Origin of the sequence: Jatrophihabitans lederbergiae (genome assembly GCF_031845305.1) — a bacterium.
Lineage (GTDB): Bacteria > Actinomycetota > Actinomycetes > Mycobacteriales > Jatrophihabitantaceae > Jatrophihabitans_A > Jatrophihabitans_A lederbergiae.
The window spans coordinates 1-13,175 of sequence record NZ_JAVREH010000030.1; the positions used below are offsets into that span (position 1 = coordinate 1).

The window sequence follows — 13,175 nt, forward strand, 5'->3', positions numbered from 1 at the left end:
CGCCGCAATCGAGACTTACATCGACGCCTGGAACGAACGCTGCCAGCCGTTCACCTGGACCAAGACCGCCGACGAAATCCTCACCAAAGCAACCAGCGGTCAAAGATCATCGTTCACGCTACACTAGAGCGATTCCTGCTGCGCTTCCAGCCACGTCTGCCAGGCCGGTGCGTGGACGGCCGATCCCGCCGCCGTAGCAGTGCCGAGCCAGCGCGTCACCGGACGGATGCCGTGCAGGGCGTTGACCAGCCACGCCTCCCGCCCGTCGAGTTCGTCAATGCTCACCCGGCAGTGCCGGACCGGAATGCCGAGCTCGCCGGCCCGCTGAAGGAGTACCGCCGCCGTCACGCCGGGCAGCACCGGCAGCTCGGGCGCAGGCATGCACAGCACCTCATCGCGCCACCAGAAGAGGTTGGCAGTCGTGCCCTCCAGCAGGGTGCCGTCCGCGGTCCGCAACAGCACTTCGGCCCCCGGCGCGCGTGCCCACCGGGTGCGAAACGCCGCGAGCCGGTTCAAGTCGGGGCCTTTGCGCAGCGGCAGGACGCGTGGGTCCGGGGCCGCGGCCAGGGCCGCCTGCACGCTGGCCGACCGCTCCGGTGCCGGACGCAGCGCGAGCCGGAACTCGACCTCGTCGCCGTCCGGGACAGCTTCGATGCGCGGAAACCACTCGCCGTGCCGGGGAAGTGACCTCATGGCCACGTCCCAGAAGACCCCGGCATCCGCTCTCGATGCCGGACGGGACAGCAGTTCCTGGCATGAGGCGAGGAACCGCTGCCGGTGCAGGTCCAGCCGCCGGACGCGCCCGTCGACGAGCAAGAACGAGTCCGCGACGAGCAGCGGGGGAACGGGATTCGGCACGAGGAGGATTGTGCAGCAGCACCCAACCGCTACGGTGTCGCCACAGCGTCCGCCGCCGACGGGCTGACAATTACGGGCCGGCTGACAATCAACGGAAGGGGGACCGGATGCGGGTACTGATCGTCGACAACTACGACTCGTACACCTATAACCTCTTCCAGCTCTTCGCCGAGGTGGGCGGTGAGGACCCGGTCGTGCTGCGCAACGACGCCGACCCGGCCCCCGATCTCGCCGACTTCGACTGCGTGGTCATCTCCCCAGGACCGGGCACGCCTACCAACGCCGCGGACTTCGGCCTGTCGGCCGGCATCATCGCCGATGCCACGATCCCGCTGCTCGGTGTGTGCCTGGGCCACCAGGGGATCGCGGTGGATGGCGGATCGCTCATCACGCGGGCACCCCAACCGAGGCACGGGCAGTTGAGTGCCATCAGTCACCTCGACGTCGATATCTTCCAAGGCCTGCCGCAGCGGTTTCTGGCCACCAGGTACCACTCGCTGTCCGTTGTCGAACCACTGCCTGCCAGCGTGCAGGCCATCGCCTGGTCCGAGGACGGTGTGGTGATGGGCCTACGGCATCGAATGAAACCCGCATGGGGTGTGCAGTTTCATCCCGAGTCCATCGAGACCCAGTTCGGTGCTGAGCTGGCGGCCAACTTCCTGAACCTCGCGCGCGAGTACGCGAGGCCCTCGGGCCCTCAGGTGGCCACCGTTACGTCACCACTGCGGGCGCGACCCCAACTCCCGCCGCGGTACCAGCTGCACGTGCGATCGATGCCCGGGGCCGTCGACACGCAGTCCGCGTTCGCCGCGCTCTTCGCGGACAACCCGCGACCGTTCTGGCTGGACAGCGCTGCACCTGGCCGGTTCTCCTTTCTGGGTGACGGCAGCGGACCGCTGGCGGAGTTCGTTCGGTACCGCCTCCCTGACCGGGCAGTCGAGATTGAGGCTTCTGAGAAAGGTAACTCTCGGGTCGCTGGTTCGGTGTTCGAGTATCTGCGCGAGGAATTGCTCCGGCGTGGCGTCGACGGCCCACCGCTGCCCTTCGGATTCGGATGCGGGTACGTCGGATACTTCGGCTACGAACTCAAGGCCGACTGTGGGGCAGCGGCGGCTCACGACAGCGATATCGCCGACGCGTGCTGGCTGTTCGCCGACCGGATGATCGCCGTCGATCACGAGCGGGACCGGACGTACGTGCTTGCGCTCAGCGAGATCGGCCGGGAGGGGATGAAGGGCGACGAAGCGGACGCCCAATGCTGGATTCGCGCCGCCGCCGACCGGCTCACCAGCCTCACTGAGCAAACCGGCAATCCGTTGAACTACCTGCCTGACACGGCGAATTCCGAGCCGGAGCCGGGCGTCTTCGACCGTAGCCGGGCTGGTTACCTCGCCGACGTGCGCACCTGCCAGGAGCTGCTTCGTGCCGGTGAGAGCTACGAGATCTGCCTGACCACGACGGCCAGGGCGCCGGTCACCGGGCCGGAGCTGGACTACTACCTGCGGCTGCGCTCGGCCAACCCCGCGCCGTACGCCGCCTTCCTCGCCTTCGGGAACGTCACCATCGCCTGTGCGTCACCGGAGCGTTTTCTCAGCATCGATGAGCACGGCACTGTCGAGGCAAAGCCGATCAAGGGGACGATGCGCCGCGGCGGCACCGCCGAAGAGGACGCCTCACTGAGCGAACAGCTCGCGTCGGATCCGAAGGCGCGGGCCGAGAACCTGATGATCGTGGATCTGCTGCGCAACGACCTCGGCCGGGTGTGCGAGGTGGGCAGTGTGCGGGTGCCCCGCCTGATGGCCGTGGAAAGCTACGCCACCGTCCACCAGTTGGTGTCGACCGTGTCCGGGCGGCTGCGCCCCGACATGGACCCCATCGACTGTGTGACCGCGTGCTTTCCTCCCGGGTCGATGACCGGCGCCCCCAAGCTGCGCACCATGGCCATCATCGACGACCTGGAGAACGGTCCTCGGGGGGTGTACTCCGGTGCCCTCGGTTACCTCGGACTACGCGGGGCCGTCGACCTCAATGTGGTGATCCGGACGGCGGTTTCGGCCGGGGGTCAGTGGCGGATCGGAGCGGGCGGTGCGATCGTGCTCGCCTCTGACCCCGACGAGGAGTACGACGAGATGCGGCTCAAGGCGGCGGCCACCCTCGCAGCCCTGCCGACTGAACCCGAAGCCGCTGACCCCTTGAACCGGGCAGTGACGGCTCAACCGAACCGTCCGGAGATGTAGTCCTCGGTGCGGCGCTCGGTCGGGTTGGAGAAGATCTTCTGGGTGTCGTCGATCTCGACCAGCTGGCCGGGCTTACCGACGCCGGCGAGGTTGAAGAACGCGGTGCGCTCACTCACCCGCGCGGCCTGCTGCATGTTGTGGGTGACGATGACGATCGTGTACTTCTCTTTCAGCGACTGGATGAGGTCCTCGATCGCCAGCGTCGAGATCGGGTCGAGTGCTGAGCACGGCTCGTCCATCAGCAGCACCTGTGGCTCCACGGCGATCGCGCGGGCGATGCACAGGCGCTGCTGCTGGCCACCGGAGAGCCCCGCGCCGGGCTTGTCGAGGCGGTCCTTCACCTCTTCCCAGAGGTTGGCTCCGCGCAGTGACTTCTCGACCGTGATGTCGAGATCTGCCTTCTTCATGCGACCTGATTGCAGCTTGAGCCCGGCCACCACGTTGTCATAGATGGACATGGTCGGAAACGGGTTCGGCCGCTGGAACACCATGCCGATGGTCCGTCGCACGTCCACCGGGTCGATCGAGGGGCCGTAGATGTTCTCGCCGTCGAGCAGCACGTCACCCTGCACGCGGGCGCCGGCGATCACCTCGTGCATCCGGTTGATGGTGCGCAGCACCGTGGACTTGCCACAGCCGGACGGCCCGATGAAGGCCGTCACCGACCGGGGCGCGATGGTGAAGTTGACGTCGGCGACAGCGAGGAACTTGCCGTAATAGATGTTGAGGTTCTTCGCGTCGATCCGCTTTGCCATGAGTGTCCTTTGCTTGACTGATGAACGAGACGTTACTGGCTGACCTTGCTGCGCCGGGCGATGAACCGGGCCAGCAGGTTCAGTGCCATTACCAGGATGATCAGGGTCAGGGCCGCGCCCCACATCCGGTCCGCCGCGAAGTGCACGGTGGCCCGGTGGCCGTTGGGCAGCAGGATGGTGGTGTTGCCGAGATTGCCGAACTGGTCGCGGATCAAGCCGGGCAGTGACGCCTGCGGCCCACTCAGCAGGTTGCGGTTCCGGTTGGGGGAGTAACCGACCAGGATCAGCAGCGGTGCCGTCTCACCGGCCACCCGAGCCACCCCGAGCACCACGCCGGTGACGATGCCGCTCATCGCGGTGGGGATGACGATGCTGGCGATGGTGCGCCACTTCGGCACACCCAGCGCGTACGAGGCCTCCCGCAACTCGTTGGGCACCAGCCTCAGCATCTCTTCGGTGGTTCGCACGATCACCGGAATCATCAGCATTACCAAGGCGAGCGACACCAGCCAGCCGGCCTGCTGCCCATGGAAGGTGGTGATGACCACGGCGTAGATGAACAGCGCGGCCACGATGGACGGGATGCCGGTGAGGATGTCCACCATGAAGGTCGTCGCGCGGGCCAGTGGTCCCCGGCCGTATTCCACCAGGTAGATCGCGACGAGCAGCGCGATCGGCACCGAGATCAGCGTGCACAGGGCGACCTGTTCCACGGTGCCGATGATGGCGTGCAGGGCGCCGCCGCCCGGTGTCCGGTAGGTCGTGCCGCGCTGGCTGCGGGTGAACCAGCCGTCGCGGGTGATCGCGTGCAGGCCGCGGCTGAGGACCGTCCACAGCAGCCAGATGAGCGGCACCAGCGCGACGAGGAACGAGCCGTACACCAGCGTGGTGGCGAACCGGTCCTTGAACTTGCGGCCACGGTTGGCCGACAGCCCGGCCAGGGTGTTACTGGTGCTGGCGGCGGTCATGAGAACTCCCTGCGGCGGTTGACGACCGCGCGCGCCGCGGCGTTGACGGCGAAGGTCAGGACGAACAGCACCAGGCCCGCGACGATGTACGCGCCGGTCTGCTGGGGGCTGTTGAACTCCGAGGAGTTGTTGGCGATCTTGGACGCGAACGTCTCACCGCCGTTGAAGAGGCTGAACGAGAACGGGCCGGTGTTGGCTACCTTCGACAGGATCAGCGAGATCGCGATGGTCTCGCCGAGCGCCCGGCCGAGGCCCAGCATGGCACCGCTCACGACCCCCGGACGACCGTAGGGCAGCACCGCGAGCCGAATCATCTCCCAGCGGGTGGACCCGAGCGCCCAGGCCGCCTCGATGTTCGCGCGCGGCGTCCGTTCGAAGACGTCCCGGCACACCGCGGTGATGATGGGCAGGATCATCACCGCGAGCACCACACCGCCGGTGAAGATCGTCCCGCCCCGGACGTTGTAGTCCTTGAACAGCGGGAACCAGCCGAGGTGGCCGGTGAAGAAGTCGGCCACCGGCTGGATCTTCGGCGCCAGCACGGCGATGCCCCAGATGCCGTAGATGATCGAGGGGATCGCCGCCAGCAGGTCGATGACGTACGCGACCGGCCGGGCCACCCGGCGCTGCGCGTACTGGGAGATGAACAGGGCGATCCCGATGGCAACCGGAACCGCCAGAACCATCGCCAGCAGCGAGATCAGCACGGTCACCCAGAGCAGCGGCAGCACGCCGAAGCGCAGCACCGGTCCGTCGACGTCCCAGTCGCGCGAGGTGAGGAAGTTGACCTTGTCGGAGGTGATTGCCGGGATCGCGCGGATTACCAGGAAGGCGGCGACCAGGCCGATCAGGACGACGATGAACAGGCCGGCGCCGGAGGCGAGCGTGCTGAACAGCCGGTCGCCCAGCCGGACTCGGGCCTTCTCCCCACCGGCCGACGGCAGGCCGGCGCCCGGGACCGGCGGAATGTCAGCCAGGGTGCCGACGGCCGCCGGCTGGGCGGAGCCGACCACCGGTTCGTCGATGAGCCGTGGAGTGTGATCTGTCATGATCTCTCGCTCTGGCATCGTCTTCTTGCTCCGTCTCACGAGTAACCCCGCCGGGCGGTACGCGGCCTTCGGCCGGGCGCCCAGCGGGGTCCTCGTCGGTGAATGGAAATCTAGCTGCACGTCGATCTTCTCGGCTAGCCCTGCTGGTTCGTTCGACTCACCAGGTCAGCTGATCGTGGCGACCGCGGCCGTGACCTGGCTCTGGATGCTGGCGGGCAGCGGTGCGTAGCCCAACTCCTTCAGCGCACTCTGACCCTGTCCGGCGGTGTAGGTCAGGAACGACTTCACCAGCGAGCCGATCTTGGGATCGGAGTACTTCGAGCACACGATCTCGTAGGTGACCAGGATGATCGGGTACGCGCCCGGTGCCTTGGTGGCGTAGTCGAGCTTCAGCGTCAGGTCCTTGCCGCCATTGCTGGCGACCTTTGCGGCGGCGACCGCCGCTCCGGCCGAGTCGGCGGTCAACTCGACCGCGCCGCCGCCGTTGTCGACCTTGGCGGTGTCGAGGTTCCCGCTCACCGCGTAGGACCACTCGTCGTAGCCGATGGCGCCCTCGGTGGTGCTGATGGCCTGCTGGACGCCCTGTGAGCCGGTCTTGCCCTGGCCGGCGAAGCCCGCCTTGGACGAGTCCTTGTCCGGGGTCGCGGTGAAGTCCTTGGCGTCGTTGGCAGCGAGGTAGCGCTCGAAGTTCTGCGTGGTACCCGATGAGTCGCTGCGGTAGAAGACCGTGATCTTCTGCGACGGCAGCTTCACGCCGGAGTTGGCGGCCTTAATGGCTGGGTCATCCCAGCTGGTGATCTTGCCCAGGAAGATCTGGGTGATCAGGGTGGGAGTCAGGGTGAGGTCGGTCACGCCCTTGAGCTTGTACGCGACCGCGATCGGGCCGGTGACCATCGGCAGATCGAGAGCAGGCGAGCCACAGGCTGCGGCTGCCTTGGCGACCTCGCCCTTCTTGGGATCCAGCGCCGAATCGGAGCCGGCGAAGTTGTCCTGCTTGGCGAGAAAGTTCGAAACGCCGGCGCCCGAGCCAGTGCCGTTGTAGGTCACCGTCGTCCCGCTGCACTGGCTCTGGAAGTCCTTGACCCACTGGTCCATGGCGTTCTTCTGTGCGGTGGAGCCTTCTGCCTTCAGCGAGCCGGTGCCGCACGCGGCGGCGGCCGGCGCCGGGGACGAGGCCGCGCTGGTGGTGGAGGCGCTGCTGGTGGTGGACGCGCTGCTGGCGGTGGAGGCGCTGCTGGCGGAGGTCGCGGCGGCGCCGGTGGTGTTGCTGCTCGTCACGCCCTTGTCAGAACCGCAGGCAGTCAACGCGATGGCGCCTGCCGCAAGTCCGGCGACGACGCCTGCACGGGTGATCAACACCTGTAATCCCTCTCTAGTACGTCGGGCTGCGGGCATGAGTGCCTGCGCAGCGCGGGACCAGCCGAAGTGGCTGATGACGCCGACGGTAGGGAGCGGAAGTGGCCTGCTGGGAAGTCCTCGGTGAACGGGAAGTGAACGCCCGCACCGGGCTCGGTCAGGGCCGGACGTACTGGACGTCGCGCGAGAATTCCGCGAAGCCGAGCGTGCGGTACAGCGCGACGGCGCCGGTGTTCGTCTCGTCCACATAGAGCAGCACCGTGCCGAGTCCCAGCCCTCGCAGGTGCCGCAAGCCGGCCGTCAACAGCACCCTGCCGAGGTGCATGCCCTGCGCGGCAGGATGGATGCCCAGGACGTAGACCTCGCCCATCGGCTCGGGGGTCTCGTCGTGCACCTTCGTCCAGTGGTAGCCGACGAGCTCGCCGTCGCGTTCGGCGAGCAGGAAGCCGCCCGGGTCGAACCACGGCTCCTGCAGCCGCTCGTCGAGGTCCCGCTGCGTCCAGCCGCCCTGCTCAGGATGGGACGCGAAGGCAAGGGCGTTCAGCGCCAGCCAGGCCTGGTCGTCGCGCCCGGGGACGAACGGGCGGATGTTCACGCCGGCCGGACGCGGGACGTCGCCGAGCTCCAGGTCCGGCAATGAGCGGCGCAGCTGCAGCAACTCGCGAGTCACCAGCAGGCCGGCCTGCTGGGCTGCCCGTCGCGCGACGCTGGACTCCCCGTGCGCCCACAGCCGCAGCTCACCGTGCGGGTCCTCGGCGTCGAGCTTCTCGAGGGCGCCCAGCAGCTCGAGTGCGACCGCGTCGTCGACGGCGACGAGTTCAGCGGCCGTCGCCTCGGCGTCCGGAGCCAGTTGGGCGTAACCCAGCAACTCCGACCCCTCGGATGTGGCGAGCAGGTGCCGGACCGGCGCCCCGGCGTGCAGGCGCAGCAGGCCGCCCTCGCTGATCGGCGGGTTGTCCTGAGCACCAGCGGACTGGGATACCAGCCGGCGGACCTGGTCGGCCTGGTCCTCGGTGAGGGTCGTTACCGAGCGGAGGTCAGGGGTCACACCTGAACGTTAGCCGCGTCCTCCGCGCTCGCTCGCCGCATCGCCGGATCATCGCCCGCCTCCGCAAGGTCGCCGCCCTCGGCCAGCGGATCGCCACCGCGGGCACGCAGGCCCGGCTCGGCAGGCTTGACGAACTTGTAGCCGACGTTGCGCACGGTGCCGATGAGCGCCTCGTGCTCCACGCCCAGCTTGGCGCGCAACCGGCGCACGTGGACGTCCACCGTGCGGGTGCCGCCGAAGTAGTCATAACCCCACACCTCTTGAAGCAGGTGCGAGCGGGTGAACACCCGGCCGGGGTGCTGAGCGAGGAACTTCAGCAGCTCGAACTCCTTGTACGTCAGGTCGAGCACGCTGCTCTTCAGCCGGGCCGTGTACGTGGCCTCTTCGATCGTGAGCTCGCCGACCTTGACCACGCCAGGCTCGCCCTGGACCACGGCGCTGCGGCGAGCCAACGCGAGCCGCAGCCGGGCGTCGACCTCAGCCGGACCAGCGGTGTCGAGCAGCACGTCGTCCACGGACCAGTCCGCCGACAGTGCGACGAGGCCGCCCTCTTTCAGGACCACGAGCACCGGCAGGCTGACCTCCGCGGTGGCCAGGACCTTGGTGAAGGCGCGGGCACCGGCCAGGTTGAAGCGGGCGTCGATCAGCACGGCGTCGGCCTTGGTGGTCAGCAGTGGGCTGACGTCGAACTCCGACACGATGACGTCGTGTCCGAGCAGCCCCAGCGCGGGAAGAACCTCGGTGGTCGGCTGCGCTGCCGTGGTGAGGAGGAAGATTTCCATGATGCCTCCCAGATAGCCCGAATCAAGCGGTGATCACAGGGCCGTCGAATGGTCGAGGAGAGAATATGGACATATGGGGCCCGGAACCTGTGCTGCTTCGAACAGGTGACGACATTGTTCTATCGGTGGCCTATTACGTCGGTGTTTCCGACGGTCCGTCGTACCTGCTCGGTCATGGTTTTACCGGCTCCAGCTCCAATGAGCACTTCCGCAGCGTGGCGGAGCGGCTGCACGCTCGCGGCGCGGCCGTCCTTGCCCTTACTTTCCGGGGCACGGGCGGTCCGGCGGCACCTCGACGGTGGGAGTGGACGAGGTCCAGGACATCACCGCGGGCCTCGAATGGCTGCGCCACCGACGCCCGGGTGTGCCGGTGATCACGCTCGGCTTCTCGATGGGCGCGTCGGTGGTCATCCGGCATGCCGGACTGGCACCGGCCGGGACGGCGGCCGACGTGGTGATCGCGGTCAGCGGCCCCGGCCGCTGGTACGAGCGCGGCACCAAGCCGATGCGCAGGCTGCACTACGGGGTCGAGACCCGGATCGGCAGGTTTGTGCTGCACCGGGTCTTCAAGACGCGCATCGGCGGCGGCTGGGACCCGCTGCCGGTCTCGCCCGTCGAGGTCGCCGCGTCCATCCGCGTTCCGACTCTCGTGGTGCACGGCGACCGCGACCCGTACTTCGGTGTGGAGCACGGCCGGATGATCGCCGCGGCGACGCCGGGAGCGCAGCTCTGGCTCGAAGCCGGCATGGGGCACGCCGAGAATGCGACAAGCATGGAACTACTCGACCGGATCGATGACTGGGCACGGCACGCGGTGAGCGTGTCTGAGAGCATGGCCCGGTGACCGTGGACAGCTCGGCCAGCACCGCGATGCAATCCGACCGGTCGGGGACAGGTTCGGCCCCCCACCTCCAGCTCGCCGTGCTGAGCCTGCTGGCCGGTGGTGTGCTCGCGGGTGGCTCCTACCTCGGCGACATCGGCCTGCTGGTGGCGACCGCCGTGGTGCAGGCGCTGCTCGTGGTGAGCTGGGTGCTCGGGACGGGACTGCCCGGCCGGACGGGGGCGCTGGCGATCGGCGGTCTGGCTGCCGCCGCGGTGGACGCGGCGACGACGCACTGGCACGACAGCGGCTACTCACCGGTGCTCGGTGTGCTCGGGGTCGCGATCCCGCTGATGTTCGTCCACCAGCTGATCCGTGGCGTGGTCCGTGCCCGGGTGGTCGAGTCGCTGGCCGACATCACCGTGCTGCTGCTCGCCGTGGTGGCGCTGACGGGCCTGATGGTGCTGCGCAGGCAGGGTGACGGGAACGTTCTGGTTCCGGCCGTCGTCGCGGCTATCGCGGCCGGAATGGCGGCCAGCCACGTCACCGACGCCGGGTGGTCTGCCCCCCGCTTCGATCCGGCGGTGGACCGCGGGCTTCCGGCGGTGGTCGTCGGCATCGTCGTCGGTGGCGGAATCGGCCTGCTGGCGCTGCGCCGGATCATCGACTTCACCGGTGGCCGTGGTGGTTTCGTCGGAGCGGCGGTCGCGGCGGTGGCCTGCCTGCTGTCCATCGGCGCCACCTTCAGCGGCACCCACTCGACCCTGGACGCCCCGACCTCGGCGGAACCGGGTGGAGCGCTGCCCCGGGGCGCGCGCCTGCGACCCGTGGCCGCGACCCTGATGACCGTCGCCTTGAGCGTGCCGGCGGCCTACGTCCTGGTCAACGCGCTCTCGAGCTGATCGGACGGCCGACCCCCAGCTTGGCCGAAGGGCTCCCGATCGCTACCCTGATGAGATTATGGGACAGCTGCTCACCTCTCGCCGCGCGGTCGATCTGTGCCGCGTCGGCAGCGCGCTGTGTCCCCTCTTCTGATCGGGTAGCTCGTTCAGGCCCCTGCCGCCGACTGCCCCACCCCCGCACGTAGCCCTCTCGCCCTTGCCGAGCCGTGCCACGGGGGTCCGCGAAGTTTCTATAGCTCGCCCACCAATCGAGGAGAAAACAACCATGAGCCGCTCCGAAGCGCTCGTCCCGGCCGACTGGGTCGAAGAGAATCTCAACACCCCCGGCATCGTGATCGTGGAGGTCGACGAGGACACCACCGCCTACGACGGCGGCCACATCGCTGGTGCGGTGAAGCTCGACTGGAAGACGGAGCTGCAGGACCAGGTCCTGCGCGACGCGGTCAACAAAGAGGACTTCGAGAAGCTGCTGTCGGCCAAGGGCATCGGCAACGACGACACCGTGGTCCTCTACGGCGGCAACAACAACTGGTTCGCCGCATACGCCTACTGGTACTTCAAGCTGTACGGCCACGACGACGTCAAGCTGCTCGACGGCGGCCGCAAGAAGTGGGAGCTCGACGGACGTGAGCTGTCCAAGGACGAGGTGAGCCGGCCGGCCACCGAGTACCAGGCCGCGGACCAGGACCTGTCCATCCGCGCCTTCCGGGACGAGACGATCGCCGCCATCGGCAACAAGAACCTGGTGGACGTCCGCTCGCCCGACGAGTTCTCCGGCAAGCTGCTGGCACCCGCGCACCTGCCGCAGGAGCAGTCCCAGCGCGGTGGACACATCCCGACCGCGGTGAACGTCCCGTGGTCCAAGGCGGCCAACGAGGACGGCACCTTCAAGAGCGACGACCAGCTGGCCCAGCTCTACGCCGACGCCGGCCTGGACGCCAGCAAGGAGACGATCGCCTACTGCCGGATCGGCGAGCGCTCCAGCCACACCTGGTTCGTGCTGCACCAGCTGCTCGGCCACCAGAACGTGAAGAACTACGACGGCTCGTGGACCGAATACGGTTCGCTCGTCGGCGTGCCGATCGAGAAGGGAGCCTGAGCCATCATGTGCGGAGCCCCAGCGCAGACGCCCACGCTGCCAGCCCACGTGGACATCACCAAAGAGACCGTCATCTACGGAACCGTGGTCAAGGACGACGCCCCGGTTCCCTCCGCCTACGTCCGGCTGCTCGACTCCACCGGCGAGTTCACCGCGGAGGTCGTCACGTCGGCCACCGGGGACTACCGGTTCTTCGCCGCTCCCGGCGAGTGGACGCTGTCCGTGCTGCACAACAGCGGCTCGGTGCGCAAGCAGGTCCACGCCCTCGAGCCTGGGTTGGTCGAAGCTCAGCTCGTCCTGAACTAGGCGCGAAGCGCAGCTCGTCCTGAGCTGAGCGCCACACTCTGCCGCGGCTGGTCGCGGGGAGCGCCGCAGCGACTATCCTGATCGACATGGAACAGTTCTATGTCGGCCTGCTGATAGTGGCGTTCCTCGCGATCGGCGGTATGGCCGTGCTCGTCATCACCAAGCTGTTCGCCGGCCAGCAGTAAGCCGCGGTGGCCGACCCTGTGACCCCGCAGGTCCCTGCCCTGGATGACACCAGCGACCTGCGCCTCGGTCCCGAGATCGACGAGGCGCTGCTCGCTGTCCTGCCGCTCGTGGGCTCGTGGAGCGGGCACGGCACCGGCGTGGACCCGGCGTCCGGAGAGCAGTTCACCTTCGCGCAGCGGGTGACTTTCGCCCATGACGGGCGACCTTTTCTCTCCTATGACTTACACAGCTGGGTGCTCGACCAGGCCGGGTCTGTGCTCCGGCAGGGGGTGCGCGAACACGGCTTCCTGAGGATGGGCGAAGCCGAGGACGAGCTCGAACTCGTGCTCACCACGGCCGACGGGGTCATCGAGATCTTCACCGGCCTGGCTGGCGACCTCCGCTGGGAACTGGTGACCACCGCGGTCGGGTTCACGCCCTCGGCGGAGCAGATCGCGGGGGAGCGGCGGCTGTACGCGATCGCCGGGGACACCCTGGCCTACGTCCAGGAAGTGGCGGTCGAGGGTGGCAGCTACCAGCCGCTGGTGAACGGGCAGCTCCAGCGCGACTGACCACGCCTGATCTCGGCCGGGACCCGGGTGCGGCCGGTCCGGACAGTATGAAACCCCCGAGCCGGTTCAGGGTGAACCTGCTGCCGTTCGGACAGCGCGGCGGCTCGGGGGTTCGGTGGGACGCCGGAATTAACCGGCGACCTCCTTGGGAGTCCGAGTGTGCATCAAGTTACGGACCACCTCCTTTCCTTACGCCGTTGAGGATATGACGTCTCGAGCAGAGCTGCCAGTCTTTATTCGAGGTGTCGAATCAGAAGA

At 68.0% G+C, this 13,175-nt stretch carries 14 protein-coding genes; 7 read left to right on the top strand and 7 right to left on the bottom strand.

Annotated elements, in window-relative coordinates:
- Positions 1–123: 123 nt before the first annotated feature.
- Positions 124–858: an aminotransferase class IV gene (locus tag RM423_RS17330; protein ID WP_311424300.1), complete on the bottom strand. Its 735-nt coding sequence runs from the start codon at positions 856–858 to the stop codon at positions 124–126.
- 107 nt (positions 859–965) lie between these two features.
- Between RM423_RS17330 and pabB the strand changes: the two genes are divergently transcribed.
- Complete coding sequence (pabB, locus tag RM423_RS17335; protein WP_311424301.1) at positions 966–3,095, top strand: aminodeoxychorismate synthase component I; 2,130 nt, start codon at positions 966–968, stop codon at positions 3,093–3,095.
- On the opposite strand, the gene pstB is transcribed toward pabB, so the two are convergent.
- From pstB to RM423_RS17365, 6 genes are all read right to left on the bottom strand, one after another.
- The gene (pstB, locus tag RM423_RS17340; RefSeq protein ID WP_311424302.1) at positions 3,071–3,850 is read right to left on the bottom strand and encodes a phosphate ABC transporter ATP-binding protein PstB; all 780 of its coding nucleotides are present in this window, start codon (positions 3,848–3,850) and stop codon (positions 3,071–3,073) included. The genes pabB and pstB overlap by 25 nt on opposite strands.
- A 32-nt stretch (positions 3,851–3,882) precedes the next feature.
- Entirely contained in the window at positions 3,883–4,818 is a 936-nt protein-coding gene (gene pstA / locus RM423_RS17345) for a phosphate ABC transporter permease PstA (protein WP_311424303.1), read from the bottom strand.
- Positions 4,815–5,867, bottom strand: coding sequence for a phosphate ABC transporter permease subunit PstC (gene pstC, locus RM423_RS17350; RefSeq protein WP_311424304.1), 1,053 nt, complete (start codon positions 5,865–5,867; stop codon positions 4,815–4,817). The genes pstA and pstC overlap by 4 nt, the downstream gene beginning before the upstream one ends.
- Positions 5,868–6,032: 165 nt before the next feature.
- Positions 6,033–7,226, bottom strand: a complete 1,194-nt coding sequence (gene pstS, locus RM423_RS17355; protein WP_311424305.1) for a phosphate ABC transporter substrate-binding protein PstS — start codon at positions 7,224–7,226, stop codon at positions 6,033–6,035.
- Between the two features lie 154 nt (positions 7,227–7,380).
- Entirely contained in the window at positions 7,381–8,271 is an 891-nt protein-coding gene (mshD, locus tag RM423_RS17360; protein WP_311424306.1) for a mycothiol synthase, read from the bottom strand.
- The gene (locus tag RM423_RS17365) at positions 8,268–9,056 is read right to left on the bottom strand and encodes a winged helix-turn-helix domain-containing protein (RefSeq protein ID WP_396327767.1); all 789 of its coding nucleotides are present in this window, start codon (positions 9,054–9,056) and stop codon (positions 8,268–8,270) included. The genes mshD and RM423_RS17365 overlap by 4 nt, the downstream gene beginning before the upstream one ends.
- A gap of 301 nt (positions 9,057–9,357) precedes the next feature.
- Here RM423_RS17365 and RM423_RS17370 point away from each other — a divergent pair, with 301 nt between their 5' ends.
- From RM423_RS17370 to RM423_RS17390, 6 genes are all read left to right on the top strand, one after another.
- On the top strand, positions 9,358–9,897 hold the full coding sequence (locus tag RM423_RS17370; protein WP_311424308.1) for an alpha/beta hydrolase family protein: 540 nt from the start codon (positions 9,358–9,360) through the stop codon (positions 9,895–9,897).
- Entirely contained in the window at positions 9,894–10,775 is an 882-nt protein-coding gene (locus RM423_RS17375; protein ID WP_311424309.1) for a hypothetical protein, read from the top strand. The genes RM423_RS17370 and RM423_RS17375 overlap by 4 nt, the downstream gene beginning before the upstream one ends.
- Positions 10,776–10,833: 58 nt before the next feature.
- Positions 10,834–10,908, top strand: coding sequence for a putative leader peptide (locus RM423_RS25730; RefSeq protein WP_396327768.1), 75 nt, complete (start codon positions 10,834–10,836; stop codon positions 10,906–10,908).
- 132 nt (positions 10,909–11,040) lie between these two features.
- Positions 11,041–11,874 (top strand): sulfurtransferase, encoded by an 834-nt coding sequence (locus tag RM423_RS17380; RefSeq protein WP_311424310.1) that lies wholly within the window; start codon positions 11,041–11,043, stop codon positions 11,872–11,874.
- A gap of 6 nt (positions 11,875–11,880) precedes the next feature.
- Positions 11,881–12,180, top strand: a complete 300-nt coding sequence (locus tag RM423_RS17385; RefSeq protein ID WP_311424311.1) for a DUF1416 domain-containing protein — start codon at positions 11,881–11,883, stop codon at positions 12,178–12,180.
- A gap of 191 nt (positions 12,181–12,371) precedes the next feature.
- On the top strand, positions 12,372–12,917 hold the full coding sequence (locus RM423_RS17390) for an FABP family protein (protein ID WP_311424312.1): 546 nt from the start codon (positions 12,372–12,374) through the stop codon (positions 12,915–12,917).
- Positions 12,918–13,175: the final 258 nt, after the last annotated feature.